At 48.5% G+C, this 23,725-nt stretch carries 16 protein-coding genes; 9 read left to right on the top strand and 7 right to left on the bottom strand.

Features of this window, described 5'->3' with window-relative positions:
• Window positions 1-3 precede the first annotated feature (3 nt).
• Window positions 4-2,019 carry a hypothetical protein gene (locus tag QL234_RS10025; RefSeq protein ID WP_281557680.1) on the bottom strand — a complete coding sequence of 672 codons (2,016 nt, stop codon included), beginning with the start codon at window positions 2,017-2,019 and terminating at the stop codon, window positions 4-6.
• Between the two features lie 559 nt (window positions 2,020-2,578).
• On the opposite strand from QL234_RS10025, the gene QL234_RS10020 reads away from it, so the two are divergent.
• Window positions 2,579-7,009, top strand: coding sequence for a hypothetical protein (locus QL234_RS10020; RefSeq protein ID WP_281557679.1), 4,431 nt, complete (start codon window positions 2,579-2,581; stop codon window positions 7,007-7,009).
• A 95-nt stretch (window positions 7,010-7,104) separates the two neighbouring features.
• Entirely contained in the window at window positions 7,105-8,109 is a 1,005-nt protein-coding gene (locus QL234_RS10015) for a hypothetical protein (protein ID WP_281557678.1), read from the top strand.
• 182 nt (window positions 8,110-8,291) lie between these two features.
• Here QL234_RS10015 and QL234_RS10010 read toward each other — a convergent pair whose 3' ends face one another.
• Together QL234_RS10010 and QL234_RS10005 are read right to left on the bottom strand one after the other, a co-directional pair.
• Window positions 8,292-9,926: a phosphatidylinositol-specific phospholipase C domain-containing protein gene (locus QL234_RS10010; RefSeq protein ID WP_281557677.1), complete on the bottom strand. Its 1,635-nt coding sequence runs from the start codon at window positions 9,924-9,926 to the stop codon at window positions 8,292-8,294.
• A 113-nt stretch (window positions 9,927-10,039) separates the two neighbouring features.
• A complete protein-coding gene (locus QL234_RS10005) occupies window positions 10,040-11,935 on the bottom strand; it encodes a phosphatidylinositol-specific phospholipase C domain-containing protein (RefSeq protein WP_281557676.1) in 1,896 nt (631 codons plus the stop codon).
• A gap of 519 nt (window positions 11,936-12,454) precedes the next feature.
• Between QL234_RS10005 and QL234_RS10000 the strand changes: the two genes are divergently transcribed.
• The 5 genes from QL234_RS10000 (at window position 12,455) to QL234_RS09980 (ending at window position 17,727) form a co-directional block, all read left to right on the top strand.
• Complete coding sequence (locus QL234_RS10000) at window positions 12,455-13,210, top strand: response regulator transcription factor (protein ID WP_281557675.1); 756 nt, start codon at window positions 12,455-12,457, stop codon at window positions 13,208-13,210.
• A gap of 53 nt (window positions 13,211-13,263) precedes the next feature.
• Window positions 13,264-14,547 (top strand): ATP-binding protein, encoded by a 1,284-nt coding sequence (locus QL234_RS09995; RefSeq protein ID WP_281557674.1) that lies wholly within the window; start codon window positions 13,264-13,266, stop codon window positions 14,545-14,547.
• A gap of 113 nt (window positions 14,548-14,660) precedes the next feature.
• The gene (locus QL234_RS09990; RefSeq protein ID WP_281557673.1) at window positions 14,661-15,575 is read left to right on the top strand and encodes a helix-turn-helix domain-containing protein; all 915 of its coding nucleotides are present in this window, start codon (window positions 14,661-14,663) and stop codon (window positions 15,573-15,575) included.
• Between the two features lie 224 nt (window positions 15,576-15,799).
• The gene (locus QL234_RS09985; RefSeq protein WP_281557672.1) at window positions 15,800-17,419 is read left to right on the top strand and encodes a hypothetical protein; all 1,620 of its coding nucleotides are present in this window, start codon (window positions 15,800-15,802) and stop codon (window positions 17,417-17,419) included.
• Window positions 17,353-17,727: a hypothetical protein gene (locus tag QL234_RS09980; RefSeq protein ID WP_281557671.1), complete on the top strand. Its 375-nt coding sequence runs from the start codon at window positions 17,353-17,355 to the stop codon at window positions 17,725-17,727. Before QL234_RS09985 ends, QL234_RS09980 begins: the two co-directional genes overlap by 67 nt.
• An 85-nt stretch (window positions 17,728-17,812) precedes the next feature.
• Here the strand turns inward: QL234_RS09980 and QL234_RS09975 are convergent, their stop codons facing one another.
• The 4 genes from QL234_RS09975 to QL234_RS09960 all read right to left on the bottom strand — a co-directional run bounded on the left by QL234_RS09975 (window position 17,813) and on the right by QL234_RS09960 (window position 22,061).
• The gene (locus QL234_RS09975) at window positions 17,813-19,141 is read right to left on the bottom strand and encodes a hypothetical protein (protein ID WP_281557670.1); all 1,329 of its coding nucleotides are present in this window, start codon (window positions 19,139-19,141) and stop codon (window positions 17,813-17,815) included.
• A gap of 127 nt (window positions 19,142-19,268) precedes the next feature.
• The gene (locus QL234_RS09970; RefSeq protein WP_281557669.1) at window positions 19,269-19,601 is read right to left on the bottom strand and encodes a hypothetical protein; all 333 of its coding nucleotides are present in this window, start codon (window positions 19,599-19,601) and stop codon (window positions 19,269-19,271) included.
• A gap of 397 nt (window positions 19,602-19,998) precedes the next feature.
• The gene (locus tag QL234_RS09965) at window positions 19,999-20,862 is read right to left on the bottom strand and encodes a hypothetical protein (protein WP_281557668.1); all 864 of its coding nucleotides are present in this window, start codon (window positions 20,860-20,862) and stop codon (window positions 19,999-20,001) included.
• Window positions 20,863-20,879: 17 nt separating this feature from the next.
• On the bottom strand, window positions 20,880-22,061 hold the full coding sequence (locus QL234_RS09960) for a hypothetical protein (RefSeq protein ID WP_281557667.1): 1,182 nt from the start codon (window positions 22,059-22,061) through the stop codon (window positions 20,880-20,882).
• Between the two features lie 155 nt (window positions 22,062-22,216).
• Here QL234_RS09960 and QL234_RS09955 point away from each other — a divergent pair, with 155 nt between their 5' ends.
• Entirely contained in the window at window positions 22,217-22,678 is a 462-nt protein-coding gene (locus QL234_RS09955) for a hypothetical protein (RefSeq protein WP_281557666.1), read from the top strand.
• A 112-nt stretch (window positions 22,679-22,790) separates the two neighbouring features.
• A complete protein-coding gene (locus QL234_RS09950; protein WP_281557665.1) occupies window positions 22,791-23,702 on the top strand; it encodes a CPBP family intramembrane glutamic endopeptidase in 912 nt (303 codons plus the stop codon).
• The last annotated feature ends 23 nt before the right edge of the window (window positions 23,703-23,725 follow it).

The raw sequence follows: 23,725 nt of genomic DNA, 5'->3' as shown, positions 1-23,725 counted from the left end.
CGGTTATAAATTGTTTGTGGTGGCATCGATATATTTACCGATACTGTCAAGTTCGCTTCTTGGATGCGGCAGGGTATTGAAACTGACCCATTTGTACCTGGGATCAACATGCAAGTCTTTTTGTTTAAAGCTGGCGTAATTTGCCAACAGCTCCAGTTTTAAGTTCAGTAAAGTTTCGGCTATTTTTTGCTTATCGCCGGCTTCAACTTCGGTTAACCGGGTTTTGTGCTTGTCGATAATGCTGACAACCGTTTTGTTGTATGCCCAGTGGATTTTCGATGCGGCCTGGGTAAATTCTGCCAATGCCAGGGGGTCGAGTAAGGGAACAAAGACCTTTTCTTTCAGATGGCTGTTGATGGCACGATCCAACATGCCTTTTAAGGTGCCGTCATCCACCATTACCTTGGTTTTAGCCAAATGCTCGTTGATAACCGCTTGTGTCAGCTTGAGCGGTTTAACGGCACTTTTTGCCAACAGGCGCTGGTTGGCGGCGCTTTTGGCTAAATTAAAGGCTTTATCAAAAGCTGAAGTCACTGCCGTTGGGGCTTTATCGTGGGCAAATAGCTTTCTGACTTTATCGTATGTCCCGGGGGCAGAAATATCGACACCTGAGCTGATCAGGTGGCTGACAACAGAGGACACCATATGGCTGACATTGACGGATTCGATTAATTTTTTATCCAGCGCACCTTCGGCAAAAGAGGCTGCCAGCGGGTTTAATATCCTGAAGGTCCAAATCAGCGCATCTATGGTTTTTTCATCGCTGTAATCCAAATGTGCCATCAGCTGCTGGCCGAATTTCAGCCAGGAATACCGCTGGGTGATGGTTTGGTTATAACTTTCCAGCATTTGCGCTTGAAGTTTGGGATAGTTATTGAGCACCTGCTGCAATACCGCGTGATAGTCTTTTGCCAATGCCTGTTTATCGTCAAAAGCGCTATCGACAAGGCGGGTGACTACGGGCTCAAGTGTGGCTTTAGACCATTTGTCCAGCGGAATAAAATGGCTCTGCACACCTTTAGAAAAAAGAGTCGGCGTGAGCAGGCGAACTTCCAGCTCGTTGGTGGTCATATCCGGGGTTGCCTGGCTCAGGCCCCAATAGTAGTTGTTGCTGATAAAGTAATCATTCCAAATACCGTTGGTGTTGACGGGGCGGCCGTTGCCTTCGCCGCCTATTTGCTCTTTCTCGATACTGTACCAAAATTTGAGGTTAAAGTTCATGCCCTCAAGGCGTTGCATTATGATGTCTTTATCTAAGCTATCGCCGCCTTCGCTATAAGTTAACACGTTTTTATCGTGATTTTCCTGCGATAATTTCAGGGCTTTTTTACCCATTTCCCTTAAATAAAAGGTATTGCCCAGGGTGTCGATAGAACGTTTGGTTAACTCTACGGCAACCCGGCCGAAATTTTCTGTCGTGATCTTATATAATTCATCCGAATCACCGGCAATCACCCGGCGGGTTTCGCTCAAGCCTTGTTCAAGGGCGGTGACATTGGCGCCGTAGACTTCGCTGAGTTTGGCATTTTGGTGTTTTATGCTGGAAATCACTTTTTCTACTTTTACGCCGTTGTAGATGTCCATGCCTTCAATGACGACAAAGGCCGCCGCACCTCCGGCAATACCGCCGATGGCTTCACCGGCCAGCTCTCCGACTATGGTTGAGACAATTTCCGGCGCCACCACACTGGCAATGTTCAGGCTGCCGTCAATAATTTCCGACGAGTTATGGCTTTTGGCGCCGTCGGCAATTTCATAAACCCCTATGCCCAGGCCGGCCACTGTGCCTATCTTGCCCAGGACATCAACAAAAGCCGTGAGCTTAGGGGTAAGCTCTGCCAGCATCGAGAGTTTGGTTGCCGACGGCAATTCGGTTTCTGCCAGGGTATCTACCGTGGCTTCAACTTTGGATAAATTGCTTTCCAGTGTGCTTTTATCGATTTCGCAGACATCGGCTGCCAGAGCCTGCTGGCTGATTAATAAAAACGGTAACAGTATTCTTCTTTGGTAGGGTTTCATTTTATTCCTTTAACTTCACTATGGATCACAGATTAATGGTCCGCTCCTTTCTTGATAGCAAGAGGTGATAGCAAGAGCATGCGGCCAAAAACCGGTCGCTACTTTAGTGATAGAAAAAGCCTTTGTCTATCGCCCTAAAGACTGGGCGGGAACCGCGAGAAATTGGATAGGTAATGTGCAAGTTGTTGAATTTTATTGGTTATATTTTCTTTGGTTTTAGGTTTTATAAGCTGGCTTTGAGACCAATCAAGACAAAGCGTGACAGGTGAAGATAAGCCGGGACAAACCGGGACAAAGCCAGACATTAATTTCACCCGTTAACTTGTAGAGTAAACAGGCGCTCCCGGTTTTCTGTGTGCGCAGCGCAATGCTAATACGCCCGGGTCATGTTCTCGTACTATGCCAGATATCTGGCCCGGTTTTTATCTGAATCGTTCAAGTTGCCCCCGAAGTCAACACATCACTGACAGAGCACTATCTTGAATCTTTGCATAAGGAGGTGAGTGATTTTTTGTATACAAGGTTTAATTTTTCACATTAAGTTTTTAAAGATATAGGTATGAATATGTTAAGAAGTAAGAAAAAGGGATCTTTGATAAGTTTTCCCCTGATGCTGCTTTTGGGTATACCCGTGTTAGCCCAGGCAGTTGAAGAACACACCTCTACGGTGCCGTTAAAGCGCACCACCTTGCCGACATCCGGCGGCAAACCTCTTTTTTCAAATGATTATGGCGATCTGGACAACAATGGCACCGACGATATTTTCCTGTTGGAAAAAAGCAACAGCGGCCATGGCATACAGGTCTTGCTTAACCGCTCGGTCGGCGGTAGCGGCAAATATGCTCCCGAGGCGCAAAGAGGGCAGTGGTCGGAATTATTTACCTCGGGGCAGGTCCGCTTTTCCCGCATCGAGCTGCCGGATAGTTTGAGTATTACCGAAACCAATACCCCCTTTATGTTTTCAAGCAGTGCTTTTGATTTGCCAAATTCAATCTCCAGGCCGGTAACCACGACCGCCAATGGCGACATTAAAGCGGTAGAGGTTTATAGCGTCGAAGTCACGGGTACCCGGGGTGACGGCTCGCCGAACAACCAGAGTGCACAATTAAAGAAAAAATATACCATAAATGCATTTCCCGACGTCGTTGATGAAATCAGCTTTTTCAAAGGGGAAAATGACAATTACAGCTTTATGGGACGCAGCCTGAACCGCAGTGATAATCACAGTGCTTTTATTGCCTACCGGCCTGAAAATGAATACCTGACGGTGAAAATGTCCGACAGCAGCGACGGCTCAAGCCAGGCAAGCAAAGCACAACATTTGCTGTATATCGGTAACTCCAATACTGCCTTTGGTGATTTTAACGGCGATGGCCTTGATGATTTTCTCAGGTGGGATCGTAAAGAGGATCTGGACGGCATCAGCAATAGCGATGACGGCCACGCGAAAATTGATATCTGGTTTGCACAGGAAGGTGAAAATGCCACTTTCAGGCGCAGCTACCTCTATTTGGATGCCGATAACGACTACCTGAAAACCAGCAATGACAACCAGGTGAAGACTTCTTTTGCCGATTTTGGTGAAGAGGATGTGCGTATCGGCGATTTTAACGGTGACGGCAGTAAAGATATTCTCTTTATGGAAAACGGCAAATATACCATTTACACCAGCCATGCGGTGAAAGCCAAAGTGGACCGTACCGGCAGAAAAACGGTTACCCGAAGTAAAGTCGGTCTTTTCTCCAAGTCGGTTATCGAACACTCAAGCGCGAAAAAAGACAACCCTCTGGCGGTGGTTGCCGATTTTAATAACGACAGCCGCGATGATATTGCCACCATAGCAGGCAGCATTTTCGTTTTATATTCAACCACTGGCAATGAAGAGACTAACGGCAAAGATGTCAGTTTTGTCGGCATTAAACACACTAAGGCCCTTGACGATAACGGCAGTTATTATAATTTGCCGAGCACTGTGTTAAAGGATACCGGTATGACATCGTCCGATTTCAACGGCGACGGTTTTAATGACTTGCTTATTTTGACCCAAGATAGCCTGACACCCGTACTCTACCTGATGCCGCCTTACGATCCCGTTGCGGCGGTTAACCAGGAAGCCGTACATAATGTCAAACGCATCGCCGGTGTCAGCTATAAGGATAAAAAGTTTGTCTTTTTCGGTGAAGAGAATGAGATCAAATACATCTATAAGGATGAAAACGGCTGGCAAAAAGCACAGGCGCTGCCGCTTTACCTGCAGGATAACGATGTGCGCTGTAGCAATGATATTCCCACAGGCAAACGTTTCTTAAGCGACCCGGCGATCAGTAATGCTAGCCAAAGCAGTGAAGGCGGTTACCTTGTTCCTGTCTGTAATGCTGCTTATAAGGGTCAGGCATTTGATGTTGAAACCGACGGACAATACCTTTATCTGTTCCGGGCCCACGGTTTAAGCGGCTACGGCACAGGCAAAGAGGTTAACGCCCTGGTGGAGCGTTTTGAGTTTTCCGAGGTGGACAACAAGTTTCTGCGTTTAATCGAGTCGAGATATAAATCTTCCGGCAAGCGTTATGTGCCGGGCAATGCCACAGAGGTGGTCACTAAGGCTTCCCAGAAACAATCTTTTACCGAAGAGGTCGATATTTCTACCGTCGATAAAGACGGCAACAGCTTTTTAGAGCCGGCTTTTGTCATCCCTTATGCGCTGGCGGGCACCCTTGACAATGAATTGTGTCAAATAGACGAGATCTCCGCTGCAATCGCCGGCGAAGGCAAAGGCAGACAACGTTTGTTTTTAACGACCGGGGTCAGCGGTTTCTGCTCCGGCAGCAATAGCCTGGATATGGCGGTTGCCAGTTACCGGCTCGGTAAAGATCAGATCTTCGATACCAATAATATCAACTACCTTAAAGACGGCACGACAGCCGCGGTCAGCAAATGGCATCAAGCCCTGTATACCCGAAACCACGGCTATATGCGTGCTTTAGATTCTATCGTGATCGATACTTCCGCCGCAGCAAGTGCCGCGGGCGAGCAAATCAATGCCCTGGTTGATCGGGAGCTGGTCATAGCAACCAATATCAACGGCCGGGAAACCCGGTTTACCCATATTCCGATTGACAGCCGCGGCGAGCCGAAACAGGGCAAAAGGGCGCTGTCATATAACGGCTATGCCGATGTAGCATTAAAGAATAACGATACCGGCAATAGCAGCTTGTTTTTTGGCTCTGACGGCTTGTTGCACCATTATTTCCGTGCGGCCAGCGGCGATATCGTCAGCCATGTGTTAGATCCTGCCCTGAATAAAACCAGTATGCGCACCAACTGGGGTGTGGACGGCTCAGATACGGTAAGGGCATTGGAGTTTCCCCATAGCTGGCCGGCGCCGTCAGACAGGAGTGCCTTTGGCAAATACCAGGCCCTGCAGATCCCAAGAGCAGGGGATACCTTGCCAAAATGGTCGCCTAAATTTGGCGTTTTCTACCAGGGAAATGATGTGCCGGTCAGCGGCGGTTTTGCCCCTGTGGTCTTTAGCAGTGGCCGCCTGAGCGAGTTTGGCGGTAGAAAAGAAGCCAGGCTGATACGCGAATACGTCACCTTGTTAAAACAAGACGACGGCAGTTACAAGTTCGCCTTCTCCTCAGAAGATCGCGGACAGTTAAAAAGCCGCTTTGCCGGACGTGTGGTGGTCAGCAGTACGCCTATCGGTTATATGGAAGGGCCGCCGCCGGTTCCCCGGGAAAACTTGGGCCGCAACCAAAACGGGATCTGGACCTATTCCACCGAACTGTCGGATGTCGAAATTATGATCGAAAGGGGCACCACGGTTTCTACCGATGCCAACAATGCCCTGGGCGCCAAAGCCAGCGGTTATGTGCGTTGGGGCGGCAAGGCTATTTTTGTCGAGCACAGCCTGACCGCCGCACTTGCCGTAACCGGCGGGGCGACGTTTGGCAAGGCGGAGGATTACAGCCTGACTAAAAATATCTCCAGGAAAAGTTTTATTACCGGTAGCGTGCCGAGCAGAAAGTGTAACAGTAATGAAAGTGCCTATCTCGATACCTGCTATGAAGAAAATAGCGACGGCAGTAAAACCGAGCTGTGGGCGCCGCACACCGAAGGTACGCTGTTCACTTCGACCTTAAGTGCTTCGCGTTATGCCATGTATAACCCCAAGACCAATAAGCTGGTAGGTTATAGCCTGGATTTCTCCGATGCCGCCGTCAATGAAGAGAGTATCAACTTTAAGCTCAATCCCGAATATCTCAAAGCGGGCTCTCTCGACGGTTATATCGGCCCGAAGAAAGTAGACAATGCCGGGTTCTCTTATTTCAACCCGAGGGAAGAAAGCGCCTGGCGCACCGAAGATAAACGTCAGCAGCTGGAGCTGGAAAAACGCTACAATGCCGCCGCCAATGTCTCCCGGGCAGGCTCTACCGGCACCTCCGCCGAAGCCTTTATCGGCGATAAATTGCTGGTGTCGGGCATAGCGGTTTCCGACGGCGGCTTTATCGGCACCAGTACCACGGCAGCAGCTTCTGTGACCGACCGGCTCGGTTATGACTTCTCGATTGAAGCCAATGTTGACTATGTCCTGGAAAATCCGCCAACAGGCGCCGGTTTTGGCGTCGGGGTCGGCGGCTACTATTCGCGCAGCTTTGTCGGCAGTAAAAACAATACCAGCACGATCAGTTTTAATGCCAGCATTGACAAAGGTGTGACCAGCGAAGTACAGGACGATAACAACAATACTTTGCCCTGGGCGGTGGATAAATATAACTCCCGCAGCTATTTCCTGCCGGCAAGCGATAATAACCTTAAATTCTTCTTTGAAAGGGTGGTGTCGCCGCACCTGATCAGGGGCACAGATTTGCATGACAGTGAGATCACCACAGCGAAGATACTCAAACAAATGCGTGAAAGTGCCGTCCCGGTATGGCGGGTAACCCACAGAGTCGACGGTGTCAGCCGTTATATTCCTAACCCCAATTAACCCCAATTAACCCCAATGAATCCAAAATTGGCTTCATTTGGCAGCATCCAGGTCCGGCCTTGATGCTGCCGTTTAGTTTTTGAGAGTGAAAGCATATGCGAGCGATAGTATTAAATAAATGCTTGTTTCTTTTTGTCCTGTTTGCGGTCATGGCCTGCAACCACCAGCATGAAAAAACTGCCGAAACACAGGCCGAAACACAAGTTAAAACACAAGCTAAAACACAAGTAAAAGCACAGCCGGCATACCGGGGAGGGCTGCCGGCGCTGGCGGACTTTATTCCCCCCGGGCAGTTAGTTAAATCAGCAGGTTTTGCCAATGGCAAATTGTTCATTGCCGAACCTGGCAAAGGGCTGTTTGAATATGACTTGCGCGAACAGACGAAGCAGCAAGTCCAACACCAGGTATTTGCAAAAGAAGCCGACTTAGCCTGTCAGCGTTTTAACAGTACGCACCTTGATGTGATGCCGCTAAGTACGCTGTTACCGGGCAAATGGGCAACGTTTATGGTGAAGGCGGCTATTTGCGGTAATATCCAGGCGGATATGTCGCCTGAGGTTATGGTGTTGCTGGAAAATGACAACAAGCTGATCCTGGTGGCGGGCACACTCGATAAAAAACGCCAGGTGGAAAAATGGCGCACCATCACCGCATTTAATGTTGCCGAGCCGGGTCGGTATCTGTTGCTGCCCGAGTTTAGCCAACATAGTGCACAGGGACTTTATATTGCCGAATACCCCGAAGGAGGGCTAAAGGGAGAATTGACTGTCATACAAAAGCTGCTGCCGGGAGACTTTATCGAACCTTTTGACTACCGGCAGACGGATCATGATGAAATCTGGGCAGCTTACATCAACCTGGACAGGGCTTCGGCCAAGCTTATGTGGAACGGCGGCGCCAACAGCATGGCCAAGCTGGAGTTATATTTAACGTCGATCGATCCCCGGCTGACAAAGGATCCCGTACATTACTTTGAGCAGATCAATACTATCCTGACAGACTTAGATCCCAACCGGGAGCTTGATGTTGCCTTGCGTCTGGCAGAGGTTTACCGGGATTGGAAAACCAATAACCTGGGGCGGCAGATGGAAACATTGTAACCGTTAGCGGGCGGATGTTACCCCTCGCCTGAGTTGAAAGCGGGCAGCAACAGCAGCGGCTCCCGGCGATATCCTTAGCCGGGAACAGCCTGTTTGGGATAAAGGTTTAGAAAATGCAAATTCCCTAAACCTGATTTTTTAAATCTGATGCCTTGAACTAAAGACTTAATCTTCTACACAGCTTACATTTCCACGGTTTTGCTTTTCAGCAGTAACTGAAACAGGGCGTTATCGGGTTGAGCGTAGCCGCGGCTGGTGCGCAGTGCGCCGATATTATAGGTGCTGCCGTTATGGTTGGCGCTGTCCCATAAAGAGCCGTCATAAGTCCCGCCGGAGTCTTTATCCGTCCATTTTTGATATATAGACGGCGCCTGGGCGACATAACTTTGATGTACGCAGCGGATCAAGTCGGTGGAAGGGGCAATATGCTGATGGGCGCTGGGCGTGGCGACATCACCGAGACAAACATAACCGGCGGGCGCTATCGGCCGCCATACCTGGATAAATTCACTGCCGCCGTTGCCGACATCGTCCCAAACCCAGTTGTAACCTAAAGGCCGGACAACCCCTGCTTGATCTGCTTTGACCAGCAACTGGTCAATCGCCGGGTCGAAGTGATAGCCGGTGATCGGCATATAGGCCAAAGGTTTATAACCGGGTTTTTCTTCTGCCACCCATACCGAGCCATCGGTGTCGGCGCCGGAATTGACATCGGTCCACACCCGTTTCACGCCCGCGGCCCGGGTGACTTGCAGCTTATTTGTTGGCGCTTGGGGCGGCAGGGTATTTAGTTGCAGCGCCGTGGGGATCAGGGCAGTGTATTCAAAAAAATCAGCGGTCATAATATTGGGGCGGTAACCGGCCTGTGCCCAGGCGGGAACCAGCTCCCCCAGGTAGGGACGTAAAAAGTCCTGGCTCCAGTTGAGCAGGCTGCGTTTTTTGCCAAACCCTATGGCGTCTTTGATTATGGTGCCGGCCGTCGGGGTGTAGGTGAAGGCGCTGTAGAAGAGCTTGTCATCTGGCGCGCTTTTTAGCCCCGTTAGCAGCCGGTCGCGTAATTCCCCGTAGCTTTCGGTATTGGCCCAGGTGCCGGTAAAGTTTTCTGCGCCGAAATAGCCCCGGGACTTGCCGTCTTCGCTGGAAGAGCTCCAGACCACCACCACATTGTCATTTTTGCCGTCACCACCATGATCTTGCCAAAGCGTGTTCAAGGTAAGATCCGCCGTTTTAACACTGTTATTTGGCTTACGCTGACCTATGTATTGATCAAACAAATCCAATAACGCGGGCATATCTGCGCTGTCGGGAGTTTTGGCTACTTCCAGGATTATCGGCTCTTTCGGATGTGCCTCTGCAAACTGCTTGACTTGCGCCAACACGTCTTTAACCTTCATCGCCACCATAGTATGGACGATGACAAATTCTCCCTGATGTTTTTTGATCCTCAGATCAAAGTGGCGTATGCCTTTTTCCAGCATAGTGTGGATATCGTAAGACTGGGTGCGTCCCCATTTGGCTATGATATGGCCGCCTGCCTGTCCCAACAGCCCGGTAACATAAGGCGCCCACGATTCGGCATCCGGCGAAAGATCCGAACCCGAGTGCATATTATAGGTGCCCGAGTCATGGGTGCCGGGGATCACTATGTCCCTTAACCGGGTATCTCCCCGGTTTTGATAAATCTGGCCGACCCAGTCCTGGCTGTGATAGGGGCCAAGCTGGTCGGCGGAGGCGGTAAAAGTACCGGCGGCTGCGGTTATGGCCAGCATCAGGGCTTTTTTGTTAGTCGGCTTTTTGCTCATTGTTGTTGTCTTCATAGAAGCATTCCTTTTTTATTCGCTTTTGTTTATCCACTTATGTTTATTTGCTTGCGGCCTAACTTGCATTCAGGCCGATGTTTTTGTGAATTTTCCGTGTGCTTATGCCGCAGTTATAAGCTGCTATCCGGGGTGAGCATATTGACTTTATTGAAGTTTAAAACCTTGTGTCCGCTGCTCCGGGTTTTCCAGACATTGGCGGGCAATCCCGCGGCTAAATCGGCGCCGACTTTTGTTGAGCTGGTATAAACCGTGGCATCATATTCGCCGCCTGAACCCGAGTCGCTCCAGTACCAGTGGGCCTGGCCCTCAAGCAACAAGTCGTTCCTGACACAGCGCAGATGATCTTTATCCGGTTGGCTCCGGCTGTGGCTTCTGATGGCGATATCCCCCAGGCAGGTGTAGCCCGCAGGAGGGATCGGCTGCCAAAAGGTGATGTCGTAGGCGCCGCCGGTTTTCCAGTCGTTCCAGCGCCAGGCATAACTTGCCGGTGGCGCCAGCTTGCCTGTGCCGTCATCAAAAACCACGATCGAGCTGCCGGGGTTGCGGGAATAGGAAGACGCCCAGGGGCCGTCGGTGGCCAGGCCGGGAATATCACCTAAAGGGTACCAGTTCTCTGGCAGGTTCTTGCTGCGCCAGAGGGAAATATTATTACCTGTGCCGGTTTTATAATCGCTGTAGACAAACTGGTTATCCGTCCAGCGTTGTACCTTAAGGTAACGGGACTTATCCGGCTTAACTGCCGCTCTGTCTTCGGGGCTTAACCACAGCTTTTCGTTTTCGCCGTAGGCATAGTTGAGCCAGTAGTCTTGTCCTTCAAAATTACGGGCTGCTTTAGCTTGTTGGTTTTGCCTGGCGGTACGGGGCACGTCGAAATGAAAGCTTGTGCCGTATTCTGCCTGACATACGGCCTCGCCGTTTTGCCAGCTGCCTTTGCCTTGGGTGATCTGCCACTGCTGTTGTTGGTTGCTGCAGGCATAGGCATAAGATAAAGAGCAGTCTTCATCATAGAAACGGCCGTTGCTGCTGACGGCGCAAGTGGCCTTGCCTGAGCCGGCATCGCTTGGCTTGCTGTCCGGCTGGCCCTGTGCCCAGCTCCAAAGTGCGGCTTTCATCCGGTCGTCGTTTGATGTTAACCAGTCAAAGGCAAAGGCACTGCCGCCGCAGGCAGACAAACCGGCGATCATATCGGTGGGAATATAGTGATCTGTGCCGTAATCTTCTTCTGCCTGATCGTAAAAGAGGGCAAAGCGGCCATCGCCGTGATCGCTGCAAGCTAGCAGGGCGCTGCGGTTGTCTTTTACCCGGTCGGCGCTTTTTTCCGGGTTGGTGCCTTTAAAGACCCAGTTGTAGGACTTGCCGTTGCAGGCGGAAGCGCCGTAGAAGATCACTTGTTTTCCCTGGGCCAGCATCTGCGCCGGGGTTAAGGCGGCGGGGAATCCCTGGCATTGCTGCTGGCTTTGTGCCTGCAGCGGGCGGTAGATAATATCGCCTATCTGGCGTTGTACCGACTCGGTAAATAAGTGGTAATCGTCATCATGCATCTGCTTTTCAAGTTTGATGATCAGGATCTGATCCGGGTTTTCCCGGGTCCAGGTGCTTATTTCCCTTAAGGCGCTGTCGAGGTAAATGTAATCGCCGCCGTTAATCACACTGCCGCAGGTGACTTTGCTGTGGCATAAATAGACCGCGCCATACTCCACCGCCCGGGTACGCCACAAGTCCAACTCCAATATCCGGGCGCCGGCATTAAGCTGCTCTGTGATGGACAGGTTCTGGTTCTCCGCCAGCTTTAAGTTATAGGCATTTGAGCTGTACGAGTTATGGGTACCGGCGATAACACCGGCAACGATGGGCTCATGCTGCTGCAGCCGGTATTGATGATTTAACGCCTGGCTGCTCGATAGCGCCGGTGTTGCCGCAAGCGCAGTTGCCGGCGCCGACAACGCGATTAACGCAGTCAGAGAGAAGGGCAAAGCATAAGCCTTGCCGGTCGAAGCTTTAGTCATAGATTTACTACCTTGTAATAACGGATCCTAAAACGAAGGATTTCAATGAAATAGAGTAAGGCCTGGGGATATAAAGCAGCCGATAGCTTGTTTTTTATCCCTTGGGCAAAGGATATCTCTGCATCCGGCGAAAAATGAATCAACTTTTTGTCGCGGTTTGTATGGCTTTGTACGGCTTTGTAATGGTTTCTCCGTTTAAGTTATTCGCAGCACTGGGCTTAAGTTTTTATAAGCATTAGCTTTTCAGGCAAGTTCGCCCAAATGACGCCGCCGGTCAGGCCTGATTATTGTCTTTTCTTGTATTGAATCCGGAATATTTTAATGATATTCATGTGGCAAGTGATGAAAGCCCCCCATGTGCCTGTGCCCGTAGCTGTGCTCATAACTGCGCCCGTACTTATGCTTAAGTAATGGCGTTATGAAACCTGCAGTGGCCGGCAGCCTTATCGCCGAAACCCCAGACATACAAGCGCTGATGAACAGCTGATTGTTTTTTAATTTGTAATAAAGAAGTGGAATATGCCCGCCTCTATGGATTGGACGCCGTTATTTGTGAAAGAAAGTATTACCATAGTCGAAGACGACGAAAAAATGGCCTTGTTGATGAAAAACTACTTTTGTGGTTTTGATTACCGGGTGGATATTATTAACTCAGGCGAGCATGCCGCCCGGGAAATCATCAATAACCCGCCTACCATTGTGATTCTTGACCTGATGTTGCCGGGACAAGACGGTTTATCTGTTTGCCGCAGCATACGGGAAAAATATAATGGAAAAATTCTCATTTTAACCGCCACCGGAGACGATATGGATCAGGTGGCGGCGCTGGAAATGGGGGCCGATGATTTTGTCAATAAACCCATTAACCCGAGAGTGTTGCTGGCCCGTATCCGGATGTTATTAAGACGCAGCGGTGCTTTTGGCTTGGTAGATCACCCGGCGGAGGAAAACCGTGCGGCTGAAACTAAAGTGTTGCAATATGGCGAGCTGTATCTGAACCGCTCGCAGCAGTCATGCAGCCTGGGGGAAGTTGAGATCTCCTTGACCTCATCGGAATTTGCCATTCTCTGGCACCTGGCCTACCACGCGGAACAAGTGCTGTCGCGTGAGCAGCTGCTGCCTTTATTGTCGGGCATGGAATACGATGGTCTTAGCCGGATCATCGACAATAAAATCGCCCAGCTGAGAAAAAAGCTCAAAGACAACGCCAGCCGTCCCAAGGGCATTATTACCGTGCGCAACAAAGGCTACCTGTTTGTGCCCGACTACTGGTAGCACTAAGACCCTAATCCCCTTTACTAACAAGCTTAACCGGACAAGACAAAGCCATGACCCGATTATTTATTTCCCTGTACCTGGGCATTTTAGTGTCCATGTTTATTTTTTTACTGGTTGTAGATTTGATCATTACCTCGATGTTTATCGACATCACCAATACTATCGGCGCCGAGCAGTTTAATGCCGAAGTGCAATTGCTGGAGCGGCTCGATAGCGAGATCAGCGAACATGAACGCGGACAACTGATACAAATGATCGCCAAACAAAACCAGCTGATTATCGAACAAGTGGCCAAAGACCAGGTACCGCAGGAAGTACTGGTGCAGCTGGATAATCACCCGGTGTGGTTTGACGATTACCAGTACAATTACTTCCGTGCCTTTACCCCGGTTAACTACTACCGCACGAGCGTAGATGAAGAAAACGAGTTGATCATTTTAAGTGAAACCATCATGTATACCGTGCTGTTTTCCTTTGTTTTTATTTTTGCCGCCAACAGCTTCCTCTGGTTATACGGCCTGCACAGAAAATTACGCCACCTGGAAAATGCCGCAGACAAACTGAGCCGGGGGCAGTTGCATCAGCGGGCGCCGATGAAGAAAAGGCTCAGGGTAGGGCGCCTAAACCACAGTTTTAATGAAATGGCACAAAGAATAGAGCAGCTGCTGCTTGGGCATAAGCGCCTGACCCATGCCGTTGCCCACGAGTTGCGCTCGCCCCTGTTTCGCCTGCACCTGCAAATGGACATTATTGAACATGCCAAACCGCAAGAGCAGCATGAACATTTGCGCAGCGTTGAAGAAGACATTTATCAGCTGGATGAACTGGTGGAAGAGTTTCTGGAATACGGCAAAATGGAGCGGACAGAGCTGCGTTTAAATGCCGAACTTATTAAAGTCCCGGCTTTTGTCAACGCCCTGTGTGAAAACCTGACTATAGAAACCGATGCGGATATTAAGCTGGAATTGGACATTGGCGATAATACCCGGTTAACGGCGGACAAGTTAAAGCTGGCCCGCGCCCTGAAAAACCTGCTCAGAAATGCCTTTAAATACGGTCACAGGCAAGTGCTGTTAAGGGTATACCAGGTGAAGCAGCAGCTGGTTTTTAGCGTTGAAGATGACGGCCCGGGTATACCCAAACAGTATCGCCGGGACATTTTTCAGCCTTACTTTCGTATCAGCGACAAAACACAGCAGCGGGTATCAGGTTATGGTTTGGGCCTGACTATTTGCCGGGAAATAGCCGAAATGCACAGCGGGCAATTAATTGTTGAAGACAGCGCACTCGGCGGTGCGGCCTTTAAGCTGATTTTGCCCGGTGCAGGCAAATAGTCATGTGATCAGCAGCCAGAAACAAGGGCTCATAGATGAAAACCCGGTGTTCGCCGGGTTTATTTTTTCCAGGAATATGTCACTATAGGTTATCTCTATGGTAAAGCGAATAGATGGTAGCTATGGCAAAGGAGCGCCTTATAGCAGTCAGCTCGGCTGTTTTTTTCCCTGTTTTTGTGACAGTCAGCTATATAGCCTTGCTGGTGATAGTCGCCACCCGGCTAACCCGGATGAATAATATCTCAGCAACGCTCAGGCCCTTTGTTCCTGCCGGAGAAAAGGTTAATTACCTGGGATTCCCTGTGAATATTCTCATGCCTATGGGGCTGTTTTCGGTATATTTTTATCTTGTTTATTCAATAATGTTTCATTTTTTTGAAAAGAAATCCATATCGTCTTTTTGTGCGGTCTTGCTGGTTTTGCTTATCAGTGCCGTAGCTCTGGTTGTGCATGATTTGATGGCTAAAGGGATTTTGCTGCCTATTGTGATGGTTAAGCCCTTACCACTGGTTTTTTTGCTGGTCCTGACCTTAACTTCTGTATTTTTGGCAAAAACGCGATATAAGCTGAAACAGTTCCAGGGACTTGTTACAGAAAGTTTGCGGGCGAAAGAGGCAGGGAAGCAAGCCAAAGAGTCCGATAAGGGAGCAGAGCAAATAGCCGTTGCCCCGAATGCATTTCAGGACATTAAAAAAGAGCAGTTTATGCACAAGCTTAACCTGCTCATCGATGAAAACATCTCCAACCCTGATCTGAACTGCCAGATGCTGGCACAGTTAACCTTTATGAGTGAAAAAACATTAAGAAGAAAAGTCCATTCAAGCACCGGCATAAATGCCGGAAAATACCTGAAGCAATACCGTATGAAAACTGCCTACGGCTTTGTGCTTGAAAATAAATATAGCAGCACCAAAACCCTGGCAAGTGCCGTGGGTTTTAAAGATCCCGCCCACTTTAATAAAGCCTATAAAGCCTACCTTGAAGTGTTTGGCACAGACCATGCCGAACCATCGGATCTGCGCCATTAGTTTGAGTACATTCTAGCTTTGCCATAGACAAAATGGTCAACAATCCTGAAATTTTGGACACTTTCCCCCCTAACGGTTTACAAGAAAAAGGCGTATTCCTAACCTGAGTTTGCGCTAGCGGAGCCGTTTCTGCTACGGCTGTCCCGGTATCAACGGCCATGAAAAACGACTCGTTGACATCGAACGTTACGGTTAATTTTACCTTAAATACGGAGGTTAGGATTGTGAAAAAAATATCTGTTTCTAAAGTACTGACGGCGGTCATTTTCATTGCCGTTTCACTGCCCGGTTATTCCTTTACTTATCCCTGGGATAACTGGATATACCACCTTGATTATAAAAGGGAGGAGGTTTTTGAGCTGCACAACCAACTCATTGCACAGCAGGATGCTGTTGACGATAACATAGTGACTTTCAATGCCGCACTGGAGCAATATCAAACCATGGTGATTGCCAACCAGTATTTATTACTGTGCTCTAACAGCATAGTAATGGATGAACTCAGCTGGCAGCAATATCGCGTTGAACTGAGCAATGTCGATATGGCCGGTGCGCCTCCTGCCTGGCTCGATACCACCAGAGGCGTGGTCGATGTGCTCGGCGGCGCTACTCTTGCCCTTAGGCAGATCTTTAAATTTAGAAATTATGTGAACGAACGTCTTGCTAACAATAATCTGGCGGAGAATATCAGTAATGAAGCAGGAGAAGCGGTAGAAGTTGAGGCGGTGGAACTGGCAGAAATCTCGGCCGGGGTCGGGGTGGACGCCGAAGCAGGAGCCGCAGAAGCTATCACCGCCGAGCAAGTAGGCGTGGAGGTTGCTGTGGGTGAGGCCGGTGCTGTTGTTGAAGGAGTCACTTTGGCAACCCTTGAAGCGATGACCGGGCCGGTGATCGCCATCGCTTTTGGTATTGATGTTGCCATTGACTTGTTTGAAAGTAGCAATGCCAGCCATGAACTCGATATTGCCATAGAGGAGTTAAGCGACGGTATTGCCAAGCTGGAGCATTACAGCGGTGAACTTAATGCCAGGCTGACGGCAATCAATAGCGGCATAGCACAAGAGGTGCTTCGTTTTAAAACCCTGGTAAGGGCGCTTGAACAGTTAACCGGAGAAGCTGCGCATTTTTCTTATGATTTTGAAGTGACACCGGAAAATTTTGATATTTTTTACCAGTCGCAACTTAGTGCCCTGAGTCAATACGGGACTTTGGTGGATATTCGGGATACCTACAGCCGCGCTCTGGAAAATAATCCGGATATCAGCTTAGATAATTTTATTGCTGCCTACATGCTGATAGCGCCAACCGGGGTCACGGCAGCAGACGTTCGGCAATATTTTCAAATTTTAAGCCAGTTTTCAACGGACATAGATAACCCGGTCAATCAGGCATACCGCTGGGTTGGCAATGACTGGACAACGATAGATATTAACCATATGGGAGAAAATTCCGTGGTGTTTTCTGCTATTCCCAGTTATTTCGATGACAATCCGGGCACGGTTGCCATACGCAATATCGGCAATGACGGCTTTGAAGCGAAATTTAAAAACTGGAATTATTTATCCGGCGAGCATGCACCCGAAGAAATGGCCTTTGTGACGATTGAAGCCGGTATTTATACTATGGCCGACGGCACCATAGTGGAAGTAGGCACGATGGATATTAATGACAGCGGTACGGTGGATTCAACCGTTCATGCCATGTCGTTTGCCACGACCTTTGCTGCCGCTCCTGTGATGATAGTGCAGGCACAAGCACGAACGGCCCTGATACTTATGTGCCGAGGGTATACGACATTACGGCCACTGGCTTTAACATCAGTTTATACGAACAGGAAAGTTTAAACGATTCCACCCACAGAGCAGAAACCATAGGTTATTTGGCCATTTATGCTGCGCAAAGCAGCGGCACGCTTTCGTTTCCTGACACTGCTTTACCCCTGCCGTTTGCCAGTGAAATTCAGGTAGTCAATGATCAATGGCTTGAATTGGACAGCGGCGTTAGCATTAAGCTTGATGAAGAGCAATCGCTTGATACAGAAGTTGGCCATGTCGATGAAGATGTGCAGCTGTTGAGATTAAACGGCTGGTTATTCGGTAATACGGTGATGATTAACGGCAGAGATACCATGAGTTTGCGCAAGCAATATTAAGGCTGAAACCAAAATAAGTTGTATCAGGGCCTGCGGGCCCTTTTTTAAGTACACGGCGCTAAACCAGGTTTACCTTCATTTATCCTTATTCAGCACTCTCCGATGCCTGTACCGTCACGGTAAAGCCGCGCTTGCTGAATAAGTTTTTCAGGCGATCAAGCCCAGCCTGCTCATTGGCAAAACCCGCCGATTTCCAGTGCTTGCGGATCACGCGGGCGCCGACATCGGCCATTTTCTGCGGATCGCCTTCTGTTTTCTCTATCGCCTTACAGCTGACCGCCCCGAGCCAGTGCATCAGCTTTTCGGCTGCGCTTTGCTCCTGCTTGCCCCAGCTATGGATTTTCGGGCATTTTTCGGTGCGTTTTTTAAATTCTTCAAATTGCGCCATCAGCATCCATAACCTCAGCTCTTTGCTTTCTCCGTCCTGCGTGGCCATTTGTGTTGACTGTGCCAGTTGAATAAAGGCCGCCAAAATTTCAGAGGTGACAGCAGCGACCCTAAAGGCATTTTTACCGCTGGTTATGGCGTGAATGCCTGTGTCGTAGATTAAAAGCGAATCAGAGGTAACGGCAATACCGACAGCAAACAATTGCCGGTGATATTCGCTGGGCATAGCATTTAACACCCGAATGAGCCGCGCGCCGGTAAAGCCCGCCCCCAAAGTTAAGGTTTGCTTGTCCCAGGCGTTTACCGCTGCGGTGCCGCCTTCGCCCGCGGCGACTTTTCTAAACTTTTTCCAGACTTTTTTATCGGCAGCCGTGGGTTTGTCGATAACATCATCTATGGTGCGGCTTTCGAGCCAGGTGACAAATTCTTCATTAGGGCGCTTACCGCCGGACTCAAACGCCTGGTTGGAGGCGCTGCGAAAGGCATATCCGCCCTTATTGCGGTAAAGTAAAAACTCACCGGAAGCGGTAGGGGGCACAAAGGCGGCGCGGTTGCTGTCTATCTGCTGCTCAAAATCATCCCGGGCCTGCTCGGTAACCACCTGGTGATCTAATGACGGCTGCTCCATACCTGCCTTGGAGATGCTTACCGAAGGTTCAACCCTGGCTTTGCCGCCTTTGGCTTTTTCCCCTTTATTCTTAGCTAATTTACCGGTAAAAAGCGGCAGGCTATGGGGCCAGCTTTGATTGCCGCCAAAGGTCAGTAACTCGGCTTTGGTGATCAAATAGGTAGGGCGGTAATCTTCATGATACTCGGAAGAGTTGCCGGGGATGCGTTGGATAACAGTACTTGTGCTGTTTTGCTGTTGCACCACCTGTGTAGAGAGGGTGGCTGTTGTTTGCGAAGGATTTAAAATGTTACGCATCTTTTGTTGGTTGGAATGAGCTAAGCCCGGGGGGATTACTGCTAATGGCATCACCTTGGATGACTGCCTTTTTGCCAAGCGCTGAGTTGCGTATAGCTGCATACCTGATCCTTATACTTTTACCGGGTGTTAACTTATAGCCAGTATAGTGCAGCCTGGTATGAGCAGAACTCGGCGCAGGTGCTGAGCACTTTTGCGAAAACTGTCCCTAAACCGCCAATATTGATAATTACACCATATACAAATGATAAATGAGCAAGGTGCCAATTGAGGTATATATAAAATAGGCTGCACCATTGATAGATAATTTAACCTTAAGATCTTTTACGCGCAGGGCCTGATAACAAACAAAAATACCGGTCAGCAGGATGGCAACGGCAAAGAAGGTATTGGTAAAAAAATCAAGCAAGGCATTATTCATTAAGGCCGAATCAGCACCATACCTGCTGTCGCTTATTGCATTAAATTGTGCATTAGCAACATGCAAGATGAGGGCAATAACCACAAAGGTAATGGTTTGCAGCAGCAAAAGCATAAAATTTATAAATTTTAAATATTTCACATTACCGGCCTTCATTATTTTAGCTAGCTGGATTTGCCCCCTGACTCTTGTTGATGATATCTGTGCGCCAGGCGTTGCTACTTTTATTGCCTTCCTACACGGGCGAAAGCATTGTGCTATTTATGGGCAAAACCTGCCCATATTTCAATATCAAGTACCAATAGCTTGATTTTAAGCAGTTTAGCTCGTGAATTATTTGACAATGTTTAGTAACTGTAGCACTTTGTCGGTATCCATTTTTGTCATATCGTAGTAGGTAAGTGCCAGTAGCGTGGCAAAGACTAATAGCAAACAGCATAAAAGTATTTTATGTTTTATTGCTATTCCGATATTGTTTTCTGGCCTTGTGCTAAGTTTTTTAGGTCATTATCCACGATAGGATGCAAGTGGCTTGCTGTTATGACTTTTGTGCTGCAGTTGTTTCGAGTAAATTGCTTCTGCCAGCTGTATTCTCCGTTGGTATTTGAACAGACTCTTCTATAGGCGTTAACGCAATACTTTTGATAATTTTTTCTTGCGCAGCGAAGGCATGGTCACGCCACTTTTTATGTTTGCTGCCCAAGTCCACCCTGTGAGTAAAACGGCAAACTAAGTAATGCTGCTGATCAAGCCCCAGGCAGTAATAATCTTTTCTGCTTCGGCTATTTGCTCTTACTTCTTGGTAGAACACCCATTGGTGGTTATCAAAGTTAACTATTTTGGCCGGTGGGATCGGCGGTTGGCCATGACATTCAATATCCAACTTTAGTGCTTCTGCAAAACGTTCTTCACTATAAGGGGTTGATCGGGCCGCAGATTCTTTTTCAAGATCTCGTTTGATTTGGGTATTTCTCCCGGCCGCTAAGTTTTCGTCTATGTCGCCATTATGAAAGCTATCATATTCATCAATAACAAAGCGGGCTAATGCTTTGAGGTTAAAAGGATCTATCTTAGCACCGGCAGGCAGGCGTTTTATCCATAAGGAACAGCCTAACATGCCATATTCCGAACTGGGTGTGAAGGAAATCACCGGTAGATACATCCAAAGCGCTGTATTGATATGCACCCAGCTATTGTGTTGCTGCTGTTCTTTATGTGAGTCAAACCAGCCTTCTGATTTATAAGGAAAATTAACTGGCCTAGGTGGTTCTTCTGTGATCAGGTTGCTTTGTGGCAGATTGATACTGAGCTGGTGATCTTCCAATATAAATTGCAGTGTTTGCTGGTCGTTGAAATCGGGGCCGCCGACAAAGCCGCGCCAGTAACCTTTTAGCAAATGCATTATCATAATTCTTGGCCTTATCCAATTTTATCAATATATTTCTGTACCCGGGCGGCATTCTTATAGTCACCCAGCATGGTCAGCTGCTTGTGATAAGTTTTCAACCCTAAAAACGGCAAGGTATGTGGGCTGCCGCCAATACTGCCGCTGATAACCAAGCCGCTGAACTTTAAACAACGCACTAAACTGCTGGGGGATAAGTCATTACCACCGGCAATATTCGGCACAATATCAAAAGGGTTATTTCTAGGTTGGTGTATTTTCACCCCCAGGTTGCTGGCAATTCGGGTTAATCTTTCGATATTGGCACCACTGCCGTGTACTGCGAGTTGTTGTTCTTTTAACTCATCGCCGTAATGAAGACGATAATGCTCTAAGGCTGCACAAAAAACAATAACCCCTTGGCTATGTGCCACCCATTTAGTTGCTTTACCTTGTTGATGGCGCTGGGCAAGCACTGCGGCTAAATGCTGGGCATTGTGTGATTTACTGCCCTGGCGTTTGTCAAAAGCACATTCTATTACATCTAGTCCGGTATTATCTGAGGGGTTATGAAACAAGGTATAGGCTTTAATGGTATCGGTTTGATAAGCCGCATCGGCATGGGTGCCCATCAACCAGGCAGCTTTGTCCAAATCATTTTTCATGCCGTTGACCGCGGCATGCTCGGTGCGTATTTGTGTTGTCGCTATTGGGGTTTGCCATGCTCCGGTGAGTTTATCAATTTCTTTCTGTGGTTTTGCTTCATCATAAGAAGGACCATTTGGAACCCTGTCTACGTGATACAACATAGTTCGTTCGGCGGCGCTGTTGCTTTTACTGCCACGTAGTTGCTTGTCAAAAAGGATATCGCTGATGATAACTTTATCATCTGTAGTTAGTTTATATTCAATAAGATAATGGTAACTTTGGAAAGGGTATCTGGTTCTATATATACGGTTGAACGGATTTAAGCTGTGCCTGACTGATGAAGGCGTACCGGGATTCGAGCTAATAAAGACAATTTCCCTGAGCACCTGATACTGGTCATAATCGTTTAAGCTGGACAGCATGGCAAGAGCCTGCTGGGCAAACTGTGTTTTATGATAGGCATAATCATTGGGTAGCCTTAACCCATAATCTATGGCGCTTTGGCGGTCGAGTGCGAGGGTGTCAAAGGCATCTTTTTCTGAAATACTTCCTGTATTAAGCCAAGTCATGGTCATCAGTCCCTGATTGCTTTTTATTGAACAAGAAAAGTCTAGACCATGTCCGGTTTTATGGATACCAGCATGATAAAGTCCGGTTAATTTACATTACCGGCATCAGTTACTTGATAGCTGCTTCTATCCTAATCACTACCGGAGCATAGTTTATGAAGGTAAAATCAGTGTTTTTACTTGTATTGTGTTTAATCGCCGGCTTTCTCTGGCTATCTGAACCTTACATGCAGCGCCAATACGTGCGTATCAGTAACAGCCCTATAACGATAGAAGCGGAGTATTTTACGGTTACCGGCGATCCGCTGTGTACCAAGTTTTATCGGGTGATGGATGGAAAAATAACGGATACGGGCATATTTCCCAATATGCCGACTGACATTCCCGACCCGCATGCTGTAGCTGCATTTAAAGACGGCGACCGGGTAGAGCTGACCGGATTTCTCTATCAATGGCAGGAAACCAACCTGGTCACGGGCACGACACGATCAAGGCCCGTTAATATGATTGACGTTCTCACATGGCAGGCTTCGACAGGCATTCACTATCAAAGCAAACAGACGAATACGCAAGCCGGGGCGTTCAAGCAGGTAAATTATACAAATTGCAAACCTTAACCGCTTAGTGCCTTGATAAAAAAAGATTTACAGGGCGAATCTGTCCCTGGCGAACAAAAAAATGTTAAGCTCTCGGCATTAAAGGATAAAGCCCAACCCCAATAAAAACATTATGTATTACCTGAACGAATTACAACACAGCGGTTTCATCTGGTTATGCCTGGCGCTTACCGTTATCAGCGCTTTTTATAGTAAACGTTTATGGCTGGCGCCTTTGGCGGTGACCTTAGTGCTGGCACTTATCTACCAACACCTCACCTTTGTCGGCGCAGCCGTGTTGTTAGCGGGTTTTGCCCTGGCCGGGGGGCAGCAGTTTTTATCGGGGAAGGTAAAAACCTTAGTGCAGGGGGTCGTGGTTGTCTGGTGTTTGGCGCTAGCCGCCCATTTATTGCCGGGTTTTAATAATTTGCATGTTTTAGATCAGGTTACTACCGGCGCGCAAAGTTTGCCCTTTACTCTCTATCTGAACCTGGACAAGCCTATGTTGTTTTTTGCTTTGCTGTTAATGCTGCCGGGGATGCTTAACCGGCAGGTTATTTTGCCGGGTATTTTCCAGGCGGCGCAGGAGCAGCATGTTTCGGTGGGCAAGCATGTTAAGCCGGTCTTTGGCATTAGCGGGGCTATCGGGCTGATTTTTATCACCGCATTCCTGATGGAGTTGATCCTGCTTGAGTTCAGCCTGCCCGGGTGGTGGTGGCTGTTTGCCATTAATAACCTGTTGTTTACCTGTGTTGCCGAAGAGGCGTTTTTCAGGGGCTTTATCCAGCAAAAGTTAACCGAGAAATTTAGCCTGAAGTATTCGGCGAAAACGGCGGCTTATGGGGCAATGGCCATTGCCAGTGTGTTGTTCGGGCTTGCTCACTTTGGCGGCGGTGTCGCTTATGTTGTGGTGGCGACACTGGCCGGGGCCTTATATGGTTTTACTTATCTCTATAGCGGGCGGCTGAGTGTGGCGATAGTGGTGCATTTTCTGCTGAATATGCTGCATTTGTTGTTTTTTACCTATCCGATGGCGAAGTTTTAACTGTTTGGGATTGCGGCTTTAGT

This window comes from Thalassomonas sp. RHCl1, from assembly GCF_947387555.1.
In the GTDB taxonomy this organism is placed as follows: domain Bacteria; phylum Pseudomonadota; class Gammaproteobacteria; order Enterobacterales; family Alteromonadaceae; genus Thalassomonas.
Note: the sequence above shows the minus strand (reverse complement) of the source record. Positions and strands in the feature narration are given on the sequence as shown.